Here is a 10,540-nt window from a genome sequence, read left to right as displayed (position 1 = left end):
AGCGCATGTCGGGACGACGCGCGATGAGTTGCTCGACCAGTTGCATGTTGGCCCGATTGTCTTCTATATACAGCAGGGTACGCAGCGCCGCGCCATGCGCAACGCGCGCTTGCAGCGGCGCCAGCGGTTCGTCTGCACCGGCGGCAAGCTGTAGTGCGGCCGCCGAGTTCAGTTCGATCCAGAACACACTGCCTACCCCGACAATGCTTTCCGCGCCGATTTTGCCCTGCATCAATTCGACCAGCCGCTTGCTTACCACCAGACCGATGCCGGTGCCTTCCTCGATGCTGGCCTCTTGTCCGAGACGATTGAACGGCTGGAACAGTTGTGCGAGTTTTTCCGGGGACAATCCTTCGCCGGTATCGCGCACACTGATACGTACGCGCTCCGCGGTGTTCGTGCTGCATGTCACTTCGACCGATCCCCCCACGCGGTTGTATTTGATAGCGTTGGAAAGCAGATTGATGAGAACCTGCTTCACCCGGGTCCGATCGGCATTGGCAAAGTAAGGGCCATCGAGCACAGGAAAGCTCATGCGGATGCCGCTTTTTTGTGCCTGCGGTTCGATCATGGCTTGGCAATCGAGCAGCACTTCAGGCAGCGACATGGGCTCCAGCGACAGCGACAGCTTGCCGGACTCGATCAACGCGAGATCGAGAATCTCGTTAATCAACTCCAGCAGATACCATCCGGCCTGGAGAATCTGGTCGACGCCGGCCTTTTGGGTGGGCGTTGGCGGCGGCGAGCCCGACTCTATTAACTGGGCAAAACCGAGGATCGCATTGAGCGGGGTGCGCAGCTCATGGCTCATGCTGGAAAGGAAATCCGATTTCGCAAGATTGGCTTTTTCCGCCGCGAACTTGGCGTTCCCCAGCTCGACGTTGGTTTCCTGCAGCGCCTGATCGAGACGTTTGCTCTCCGTGACGTCGCGCGCGGCGGCGAACACACCCTGCAGAGTTCTATCTCGGTCGTAGAAGGTGGTCGCATTGTAGGACACCACTGTTTCCTTGCCGTCCCTGGCGCGCGCGGTAAGCTCGTAGTTGGTGAGCTTCTTTTCGCTCAGCATCAGTTTGATGCCGGCCTCGGCCCGCTCCGGATCGGTGAAGTAATTCTTGAACGGCGCACCGATCAGCTCGTCACGCGTGCAGCCGGTGAGCGCTTCCATCTGCTTGTTGACGTCGGTAATGATGCCGGACGGATCGGTAGTCATCAGCGCGTCGATGTTAGATTCGATGAGAGAGCGCGTGTAGAACTGCTGGTCGCGCAAACGCTGATCGAGCTTCTTCTGCTCTGCTTCGATCTGCTTGCGCGCGGTATTATCGGTGCCGATCAATAGATAACCGATGATGGCGTCTTGATCGTCGCGCAACGCCGTGACCGACACCACCGCCGGAAAGCGGCTGCCGTCCTTGCGGATGTAGGTCAGCTCGTAAATATCCTCGATGCCGCGTGAGGCCTTGAACACCAATGCCTCAAAACCCGGCGTAATCGAGGTTCCGAGTTCGGCGCTTAGTGCTTTCGCGCGCACGATCACTTCCTGCGGATCAGAAATATCGGCCGGCGTGATCTTGTTCATCACCTCGGCGGCGGTGTAGCCCAGCATGCGTTCCGCGCCGACGTTGAAGATCTGAATGACGCCCTTGGCGTCGGTGGCGATGCTCGAGAAGTTGGCGCTGTTGAAGATCGCGTTTTGCAAAGCCCCCGCTTTGAGCAGCGCCTCTTCGGCCTGCTTGCGCGCGGTGTTGTCGGTGCCAATCAACAGATAACCGATAATGGCGTCTTGATCGTCGCGCAATGCCGTCACCGACACCACCGCCGGGAAGCGGCTGCCGTCCTTGCGGAAGTAAGTCAGCTCGTAAATATCCTCAATCCCGCGCGAGGCCTTGAACACCAAGGCCTCGAAGCCCGGCGTAATCGGGGTTCCGAGTTCGACGCTTAGTGCTTTCGCGCGCGCGATCACTTCCTGCGGATCGGAAATATCGGCCGGCGTGATCTTGTTCATCACCTCGGCGGCGGTGTAGCCCAGCATGCGTTCCGCGCCGACATTGAAAATCTGAATGACGCCCTTGGCGTCGGTGGCGATGCTCGAGAAGTTGGCGCTGTTGAAAATCGCCCGCTGCAGCGCCCCGGTTGTAAGTAAATCCTCCTGACACCGGACCTCGGTGATGCCTTCCGCCGTGCCGGCGGCGGGGTTGAGAATGACGGGTTTGCGGATTTTTTTGGACATGGCCGGTCTCTGTTAAAGCGCGAATTAGTTTGGCGGATCGCGTGGCCAAGGGTGCAAACTGCACCACATCTGCTTATACGCCCATCCTGCACAAAAATATGCAGTTTTTTGTTTGCAGACACCGGCGGAAAACTGAGTCTGTGGTTGAATTTCAAGCAATTATTACAGCATAGCGATCAAGCCAGCACACTCTCCGTGTGTTAGCGCACATAAGGCGGGGATTCCATGCAAAAGGAACCTCTGAACAAGTACCAAAAAAGAACGTCCCTTCCCCCTTCACGGGGGGTGAGGCGGAAACCGGAAAAGGTCCAACGGACCTTTTCCCCGCCGAGCGGGTGCGCGAGCTTTTCGCGCACCCCAGGCAGACACGACAAGATGGGAGTGAACGGCGTCAAGGACTTACGCCTCTTGGCACCCCCACCCCCACCCTCCCCCGTCAAGGGGGAGGGGGGACTTACATCAGAGGTTCCAAAACGTGAAGCAGGTCGAAGGATTTGCCGTGACTGGCTGAGGGAAGCCCTTGGCGATTACGTACATCCAGGTAGAAGTTATCGAGCAGCCATTCCTTGAACCTCGGCATTCGTTTTGCCACGAGAGATCGACGTGGCATAGAAAGGGCATCGTCCAAGATCAATTCTGCATGACTTGCTGAAAAGAGGGAGAATTGACATGCACCTTGGCGAGGCACATGGCGACATCGGCCTGCTTGATCAGGTCGATGTAACTTTGTCCATCGCCTCGATAGACCGCCATGCCGGTACTCGCCGTGACGGTCATGGACTGCTCGTTGACGACATAAGGCGGCGCCAGACGCGCGCGGATTTTCTCCGCCATTTCAGCAGCGCTTTCCCTGGCGTCGATTTCCGGCAGCATAATGACGAATTCGTCTCCCTCATAGCGACAGGCTGTATCCGTGCTGCGTATGCACGCGACCAGGCGTTGCGCCACTTGCCGCAGGATTTTGTCTCCGGCCGCTTGGCCGTATTTTTCATTGATTTCCTTGAATCCGTCCAGATCGAGCAATATTAACGCCACCTGTTTCTGCTGCCGTGCCGCTTGAACCATCGCCTGATTGAGCCGATCCAGCAGCAAGCGGCGCGAGGGCAGGCCAGTCAGTTCGTCGTGGTAGGCACAGTGGCGCGCCTCGGCAACTTTATGAGCCAGCCCTATCAATTCTTCCCTGAGACAGGCATTGGTCTTGGCCAGCGCTTCAATTTGCCGGTGTGTACTTTCCGACTGTTGTTGGCTTGCTGCCAGTGACCGTTTGAGTTCCGTTAATTCTGAAATGGCTTGGTGTGGCCAATCAGGCGATGGTTTTAGACCCGATGGGGACGGACGGCGTGAGTCGTTCGGTGTTATGCCTTCGGGTACATGGTTAACTCTCTGTTGTCTCATTGGCAGCTTCCTTTAATTTCAGTTCAATGCATTGACTTCCTGTCGATATGTATGGCGCTGAAGAAAACAGCATAACGAGACGAAACAGCGGCATTCTGTGCGGCAGCGAACACAAGGCAATCGAATTGACGCGGCTCGCTGAGATGACTGAAGCGAGCCCATAAACCGGGCGCTAAGGAAGCTCTGAAAAAGTCCCTGAAATGCATTTCTCACGCGAAGACGCGAAGCTCGCGAAATTCTTTCTGTTTGTATCGTCAGGGGTTTTTCTTCGCGTCCTTCGCGGCTTCGCGTGAAAAAAACCCTTGATCAGAGTTTCCCTAAACCGCCAGTTGCCAACTTCAGCGGGATGAGGCTTTGGCATCAACATCCGCTATTTCAACTTCCGCTATTTGCATGCCAAGTTCGCTGAGGATTTCCACCTTCGATCCATCTTTGGCGCTGGCCAGATCGTGCACATATTCAGTCGCTTGCTTTTGCGTGTCGAATGAGGCCAGCGGTTTCATGATTCCCACTTCCATGACGTTCCACTTGCCGGTATTGCCCTGTTGCACACGAAATACCAGAAATCCCTTTTGATCAAATCCCATTGTCATGTTCCTTGAATAGTTTGAGGGTCAAGACCGGCCAACCGACGTCAAATTTGCTGATGCTTCTTCTGTTGTTCCCGCGCGTGCATTAACTCATCCTGAATAAATAAATCCCGCTCGCGCAGGCGGTAAAAGTTCCCGGGGGCGGAGGGATTCTGAAACCCGGGATGGCCCACATCCTTTTTAGGCAGTTCGGTAATACAGGTGCTGGGTCCCGCGCGCTTGTTACGGTACATGGCGATATCCGCCTGATTCATTAAAGCGCTGAAAGTTTGTCCGTCACCCGGGTAGACAGCCACGCCTATGCTGACGGCCATGTGAATTTTGTGACCGTCGATAATGTAGGGTTTGCCGAGGCGGCTGCCGATTTCCACGGCATGTGCGGCGACGATATTCGGGCTGTAAATTTCTGGCAGCATGATGACGAACTCGTCTCCGCCGTAACGGCAGGCGGTGTCGGCTCCGCGTATGCTCTTGGATAAGCGTGCTGCCACGGCTTGCAAGAGTTTGTCGCCGCTGGCATGCCCCAGTTTGTCGTTGACGCGCTTGAATTCGTCGAGATCAATCATTAGCAGTGCCAGCGGTTTGTGATACCGGTCCGCGTGGGACATGGCCTGCTGAAGCCGGTCTTGCAGCAAACTGCGATTGGGGAGACCGGTCAGCCCATCGTGATACGCCAGGTGGCGGGCCTGCGCCTCCTTGTGCGTCAGCTTCACAAGTTCCTGCTGTAAACCGGCATTTCGCTCGACAAGAATTTCAACTTGATGCTGCGCGCTTTTGACCAGTCGCATGCATGCGTCGATTTCATTGATGAATGTTTTCAGGACTGGCGCTGGCGGCGCGTGCCCGACGACGTGGCCGGTCGCGGTTTTTTTGGCGATGCTGAGACTGACCCGTTCACCATTAAGCTTGGTGCCCTTGACGGCTTTAAGGTACACCCCCCACTGGCATGTGAGTTGCGAGCCATGGCTGATCTCTCCCTGAATTGGTTAATAACGCCTGAACCGCGGTACACCCTGAGGCGCGGTCTCCCGTTGCATGTGCCTTAATTACACATAAAAACACGTTGATTCCGTACGTTAGCCCACATAAGCGCATGATCGGTCTCTTGATCGTTGAATTAGAGATTGTCGGTGAAACCCTGAGTTGCTTGTGGGTTTTCAAAAATACCGCCGTCACTAAACGAAAATTCATCGAGGGGGTGGCCGTCAGCAACCTTTCATTGCATGCCGATTTACGGTTGCATAGGCGCGTAATAAACTATGTTCGTAATAAACTATGTTCGATATCGCACATACCACAGGTCGGGGCCCTGGATAATATCCGCTTGTCCCATTGCCCCAGCCCGATGGCTTACAGTAAAGGAATACGATAATGCCCCTCAGTGTTGACCCCAAAACAGGGATAAAACCAAAAGACAACAACCTTCTGGCCGCTTTGCCGGCGGAGGCATTTGATCGCCTGCTGCCCAATCTGAAGCCGGTCACCATGCCGCTGGGCAAGGTGATCTACGAATCTGGCGCTCAGTTGGAGCATGTTTATTTCCCCGTCCCGGGCTGTATCATTTCCATGCTCTTCGTCATGGCGGACGGCGCCTCGGCGGAAATCGCCGTGGTCGGCGACGAAGGCATGGTGGGCATCTCCTTGTTCATGGGCGGCGGCAGCACGCCCAGCCGGGCGCTGGTGCAAAGCGCCGGTCAGGCATATCAGCTGAAGGGGAGCGAACTCAAAAAGGAATTCGAACGCCACAGCGGGTTTCAATATCTGCTGTTGCGCTACACCCAGGCGCTGATCACGCAGATGTCGCAGACCGCGGTGTGCAACCGGCACCATTCGGTGGAACAGCAGCTTTGCCGCTGGCTGCTGCTGAGCCTGGATCGCCTGTCGAGCAACGAACTCACCATGACCCAGGAATTGATCGCCAACATGCTCGGCGTGCGCCGCGAAGGCGTCACCGAGGCGGCCGGGCAGCTGCAAGCCCGGGGCTTGATCAGTTATAGGCGCGGCCACATTACGGTCATCGATCGGCCGGGACTGGAGAAGCAGGTGTGCGAATGTTATGCGGTGGTCAAGAAAGAGTACGATCGATTGCTGCCTAGTGAAAAGGCAAGTTCAGCCCCCGCGCAAACCGGAATGATGGGCTCAGTCCCTGCCCCCGAGCGAACGCGAATTGTTTTAACATGAAGTTAGAAGCTGGTTGGAGGAGTTAAGGAAACTCTGATTAAGTCCCCTCGCCCCCTGACAGGAAGATCACCGCCATTTTTCAGGCGGATACGGGTTTCGCCGGCATGGCATCGGCGCCTTCCCCCCAAGTCAGCCTGCTGGAAAATTTCTCATCTCACCCGGCAGGGGTCGAGCAACCCTGGTCAAACCACCCGGATCGCGGACGCCGGCCCTCTCCGTCATTATGTGCGCCAACGCACCGCAATCACGCGGTGTTGGCGTATACGATAATCCAATGCAAAAACGAAATTCGACGTCCACGGCGAAACAAACCGCCGTCGCCAATAGCGTGCTGCGGGCGTTGTCCCACGAAGAACGCCAGCGTGTGCTGGCGCGGTGTGAGCAAGTGACGCTTACGTATGGCGACATTCTCGTCGAGCCGGGAGACCGGGTTAAGCATGTTTACTTTCCCAACCAGGGCCTCATTTCGTTGCTGACCCCGCTGGATGGCCATGCAAGCGTTGAAGTCGGCATGGTTGGCAGTGAAGGCATGGCAGGGGTGTCGCTGGTGTTAGGAATCAGCGTTTCACCCGTGCGTGCGCTGGTACAAGGTTCCGGGACCGCGCTGCGAATGAAGGCGGCGACGTTTCGCAACGAAATCAAAAGCAACCCGGCGCTGCTGATCGAGTTGAACCACTATCTTTACATGTTCATGGCCCAGGTCGCGCAAACAGCGGCTTGCAATCGCCACCATCAGCTGGATTCGCGTCTCGCCCGTTGGCTCTTGATGACGCACGACAGGATGCAATCAAACACGTTTCTGCTTACACAGGAATTTCTCGCGCACATGCTCGGGGTACGACGTGTCGGCGTCACCAAGGCCGCCACGATGTTGCAGAACAAAAAACTGATCAGCTACCGCCGGGGCCTTATCAATATTCTCGATCGCAAGGGCCTGGAACGCGCCTCGTGCCGCTGCTACGGGGCCGTCAACGCTATTCGCGCGCACATGTTGAATTGAAGAGTTGGATGCGCCTCACGCCTGATGCCTGAACGCATCGGCTGCCAAAATACTTGCTTAGTCTGGGTATCTGGTTTTTTGTTTGTCCTATGTACGGCATCGCACTGACCTTTCTCGTGGCAAGGCGGACACTTGTCATAACCAGCAGTTATCGATTAACACCAGGAGACAACCGATGAGAGAAGAAACAGTGGGCGAATTCAACCGGACCAAAGGCAAAATGGTCGATGATTTCAAGGCAATCGTCACCGATGCCGATGATTTGCTGCAGGCGACGGCGAAAGTATCCGGAGAAGGTTTCAACGTCGCGCGGGCGAAGTTTGCGGAAAAGCTAAACAGCGCCAAGACCAGCCTGGCGGAAGCGGAACGACACGTCGTTGACAAGGCCAAACAAGCCGCGACGGCCACCGACGATTACGTGAAGGGCAATCCGTGGGCCTCCGTGGGCATTGCCGCTGGCGTTGGCATATTGATCGGCTTTTTGGTCGGGAAGCGTTGATGCTCCACTGGATATCAGATTGTGAATCATGACATCCAGTCCACCGACACGCCGCCCGTGGGGTTGTTCGGTTCCGTCAAGAACCTGGCCGCGAGCCTGGTATCTCATCTGCACACCCGGTTGCAGCTTTTTGCGACCGAATTTGCCGAGGAAAAACTCAGGCTGACTTCGCTGTTATTTGGCGCAATATTGGCGTTGTTTTTTGCTTTTATGACGCTTGTCCTCGCGGTGCTGTTCGTTCTCGCGGCCTATTGGGACACACCCTATCGGTTGCACGCCGTGGCATTCCTCACCGTCTTGTTTCTGGTCGGTGCCGGGATTGCCGGGGGCCTGGTTCACATGAAGCTCAAATCAAAGCCGCGTTTATTCGAAGCGAGCCTGGCCGAGCTCTACAAAGACCGGCAGCAGTTGAATTCACCATGACCAATGCGACAACCTTGGCATTGCTAAGGCAGCGCGACGATCTCGTCGCGCAAATTGCCTTTGAACGCGCCGCGATCACGCAAAATGGCGCCTCGTTGCGGCGACTCTCACGCATGATTGACAAAGTTCGCGACGGAATTCACTACCTTAAAAGCCACCCCGAAACTTTGCTGCTGCCCGTCGTTATCACTGTTGTGGCACGTCCCTGGCGCCTGCTGACTGTGGCGATCAGTGGCTTCGGGTTATGGCGAATGGCGCAAAGCTGGCGACGTCGGATCCTGTCATGAATGCCGCCATCAAAGCAGCTCTCGTTATGGCGTTCATCGCGGTTGTGGCGCTTTTCATATTCTTCGGCGGCGGGGCAATGACAGTCGGGCTCCCCAGCGGTGATATGCCAGGAATCAATGGAATGCGCGGAATCAGTTGGATATGGATTTACATTTTTCTTTCCCTCAGTCTCAGCATTCTGCTCGGTTGGTTTATCTCTGGAAAAAAATAACCGGTGGTAATAACTGAACGTTTGATGATTCGTGTTGTCTTTAAATAGCGAGCCTCATCCTCTATAGAGGGTCTTAGCCAAGTCCTTGCCTGAAGCACTCCCTGCCAACCTGACTAACGGAGAATTAAAGATGAAAAAATATTTTCTTATAGCTGTACTGGCCACCCTACCGCTTTCAGTTTCGCTCAGCCGAGCGGACGATACCTACCAATCTGACAAGAGCAAAAGCCCGGCGGCGAATATGACAGAAAAGGGTAAACCGATGCCGATGGCTAAGATGCAGGAAAACATGCTCCGAATGCACGAGCAAATACACAAGATCATGGATGCGAAAAGTCCACAGGAGCGCGAGCGGCTCATGCAAGAGCACTCAAAGATGATGCAGGACGACATGCACATGATGCAGGGCATGATGGGTGGCCGTAGAATGATGGGCGGTGATGCCAAGGGCGGCAAAATGGATGGCGGCATGAAAGGCATGTGAAATGACGCGCACGGTACAGCGTAGCGCGCCATGCTGTGTCCGTCTCATTTGTATGGCGATAGGCATATGTTCCCTGCTGGGTTGCCAGAGTCCTGTAAATCGATCGCTCACCAGCGCGAGCGCATCAGAACCCGAAAATGACCTCGACCTCGATAAAGAACTCGGGGAGCATGCAGAGCCGGGTGAAGCTGACACCGATCAACTCATGGCGGACACCATCGCAGGCTACATCAACCGCCGGTATTCTGACGGTCGGCGACCGGCGATGCGGGACGCTCACGCCAAGGCACACGGATGCGTTCGTGCCACATTTGATGTCGATACAGGATTGCCCAAAGAGCTGCGCCAGGGAGTGTTTGTCCCCGGCAAGCGGTACCAGGCATGGATCCGTTTCTCGAATGGTGGCTCGGAAGTAGATCCCGACAAAACCAAGGACGCGCGAGGCATGGCGATCAAGCTGACCGGCGTAGAAGGCGGGAAGATCCTGTCCGAAGAGAAGGATGCCAAAACGCAGGACTTTGTCATGATCAATCATCCCTTTTTCTTTGTCGACAGCCCCCGGCAATATCTCGCGATGCTCAAGGCTTTTCACAAAAGAATTATTTCTGATAAAACTAACGTATTGAATGCGTTGGGGGCGGCATATCACCTGGGTCTGCACAACGCCCGTCTGGCGCTTAAGATAAACAGGACGCGTATCGCGAATCCTCTGTACGAGCAGTATTGGTCGATGACTCCCTACCGTCTGGGTATCGGATCCGGCAGAAAGGCGATCAAGTTTTTTGCCAAGCCCTGTTCAAGCGATCAACCCAAGCCTCCCGGGTTTTTTTCGCGGCCGGATGCGGACTATTTGCAACAGGCAATGGCCGGCACGCTGAGCTCAGGCGACGCCTGTTTCAACTTCTACCTTCAGACATTCAAGGATTTCGAAAGCACTCCGATCGAGCAATCCACCGTGGAGTGGAAGGAAGACGTTGCTCCCCCGGTGCTCGTGGCCAGAATCACGATCCCGGCTCAGAAGTTCGATTCATCCGGGCAAATGACTTTCTGCGAGAACCTTTCTTATACGCCCTGGCATGCCCTTCTCGAGCATAAACCTCTGGGCGCGGTGAATCGCGCACGACGAGTCGTTTATACGGCCGTGAGCAAGGCCAGGCACGGACTGAACGGCGCGGCGCGCTCAGAGCCTACTGGTGACGAGAGGTTCTGACGCACTGGTCGTCATGTATCCATTCAGCGGGC

12 protein-coding genes are annotated in these 10,540 nt (G+C 55.7%); 8 read left to right on the top strand and 4 right to left on the bottom strand.

The window, feature by feature from the left end; all coding sequences use genetic code 11:
* The 4 genes from NUV55_RS04395 to NUV55_RS04380 all read right to left on the bottom strand — a co-directional run.
* Positions 1-2,227, bottom strand: a 2,227-nt coding sequence (locus NUV55_RS04395; RefSeq protein ID WP_296670729.1) for a PAS domain-containing hybrid sensor histidine kinase/response regulator, incomplete at its 3' end; no start/stop codon positions are given.
* Positions 2,228-2,857: 630 nt separating this feature from the next.
* The gene (locus NUV55_RS04390) at positions 2,858-3,622 is read right to left on the bottom strand and encodes a GGDEF domain-containing protein (protein ID WP_296670727.1); all 765 of its coding nucleotides are present in this window, start codon (positions 3,620-3,622) and stop codon (positions 2,858-2,860) included.
* A gap of 338 nt (positions 3,623-3,960) precedes the next feature.
* Positions 3,961-4,209 (bottom strand): DUF2188 domain-containing protein, encoded by a 249-nt coding sequence (locus NUV55_RS04385; RefSeq protein WP_296670725.1) that lies wholly within the window; start codon positions 4,207-4,209, stop codon positions 3,961-3,963.
* A gap of 47 nt (positions 4,210-4,256) precedes the next feature.
* Positions 4,257-5,147, bottom strand: a complete 891-nt coding sequence (locus tag NUV55_RS04380; protein ID WP_296670723.1) for a GGDEF domain-containing protein — start codon at positions 5,145-5,147, stop codon at positions 4,257-4,259.
* 436 nt (positions 5,148-5,583) lie between these two features.
* On the opposite strand from NUV55_RS04380, the gene NUV55_RS04375 reads away from it, so the two are divergent.
* The 8 genes from NUV55_RS04375 (at position 5,584) to NUV55_RS04340 (ending at position 10,508) form a co-directional block, all read left to right on the top strand.
* A complete protein-coding gene (locus tag NUV55_RS04375; protein WP_296670721.1) occupies positions 5,584-6,393 on the top strand; it encodes a Crp/Fnr family transcriptional regulator in 810 nt (269 codons plus the stop codon).
* A gap of 274 nt (positions 6,394-6,667) precedes the next feature.
* Positions 6,668-7,393, top strand: a complete 726-nt coding sequence (locus NUV55_RS04370; RefSeq protein WP_296670720.1) for a Crp/Fnr family transcriptional regulator — start codon at positions 6,668-6,670, stop codon at positions 7,391-7,393.
* Positions 7,394-7,568: 175 nt separating this feature from the next.
* Complete coding sequence (locus tag NUV55_RS04365) at positions 7,569-7,892, top strand: YqjD family protein (protein WP_296670718.1); 324 nt, start codon at positions 7,569-7,571, stop codon at positions 7,890-7,892.
* A 21-nt stretch (positions 7,893-7,913) separates the two neighbouring features.
* Complete coding sequence (locus tag NUV55_RS04360; protein WP_296670716.1) at positions 7,914-8,315, top strand: phage holin family protein; 402 nt, start codon at positions 7,914-7,916, stop codon at positions 8,313-8,315.
* Complete coding sequence (locus NUV55_RS04355; RefSeq protein WP_296670715.1) at positions 8,312-8,602, top strand: YqjK family protein; 291 nt, start codon at positions 8,312-8,314, stop codon at positions 8,600-8,602. Before NUV55_RS04360 ends, NUV55_RS04355 begins: the two co-directional genes overlap by 4 nt.
* Entirely contained in the window at positions 8,599-8,814 is a 216-nt protein-coding gene (locus tag NUV55_RS04350) for a hypothetical protein (protein WP_296670713.1), read from the top strand. Before NUV55_RS04355 ends, NUV55_RS04350 begins: the two co-directional genes overlap by 4 nt.
* A gap of 130 nt (positions 8,815-8,944) precedes the next feature.
* Positions 8,945-9,298: a hypothetical protein gene (locus NUV55_RS04345; RefSeq protein WP_296670712.1), complete on the top strand. Its 354-nt coding sequence runs from the start codon at positions 8,945-8,947 to the stop codon at positions 9,296-9,298.
* 205 nt (positions 9,299-9,503) lie between these two features.
* Entirely contained in the window at positions 9,504-10,508 is a 1,005-nt protein-coding gene (locus tag NUV55_RS04340; protein ID WP_296670710.1) for a catalase family protein, read from the top strand.
* Positions 10,509-10,540: the final 32 nt, after the last annotated feature.

Source organism: Sulfuricaulis sp., from assembly GCF_024653915.1.
Lineage (GTDB): Bacteria > Pseudomonadota > Gammaproteobacteria > Acidiferrobacterales > Sulfurifustaceae > Sulfuricaulis.
This window is presented reverse-complemented; position numbering and strand designations above follow the sequence as displayed.

Excerpts from the sequence above, each read along its gene's own strand:
- NUV55_RS04390 (WP_296670727.1), bottom strand. The coding sequence starts at position 3,622 with ATGAGACAACAGAGAGTTAACCATGTACCCGAAGGCATAACACCGAAC.
- NUV55_RS04385 (WP_296670725.1), bottom strand. The coding sequence starts at position 4,209 with ATGGGATTTGATCAAAAGGGATTTCTGGTATTTCGTGTGCAACAGGGC.
- NUV55_RS04375 (WP_296670721.1), top strand. The coding sequence starts at position 5,584 with ATGCCCCTCAGTGTTGACCCCAAAACAGGGATAAAACCAAAAGACAAC.
- NUV55_RS04370 (WP_296670720.1), top strand. The coding sequence starts at position 6,668 with ATGCAAAAACGAAATTCGACGTCCACGGCGAAACAAACCGCCGTCGCC.
- NUV55_RS04365 (WP_296670718.1), top strand. The coding sequence starts at position 7,569 with ATGAGAGAAGAAACAGTGGGCGAATTCAACCGGACCAAAGGCAAAATG.
- NUV55_RS04355 (WP_296670715.1), top strand. The coding sequence starts at position 8,312 with ATGACCAATGCGACAACCTTGGCATTGCTAAGGCAGCGCGACGATCTC.
- NUV55_RS04350 (WP_296670713.1), top strand. The coding sequence starts at position 8,599 with ATGAATGCCGCCATCAAAGCAGCTCTCGTTATGGCGTTCATCGCGGTT.
- NUV55_RS04345 (WP_296670712.1), top strand. The coding sequence starts at position 8,945 with ATGAAAAAATATTTTCTTATAGCTGTACTGGCCACCCTACCGCTTTCA.
- NUV55_RS04340 (WP_296670710.1), top strand. The coding sequence starts at position 9,504 with ATGGCGGACACCATCGCAGGCTACATCAACCGCCGGTATTCTGACGGT.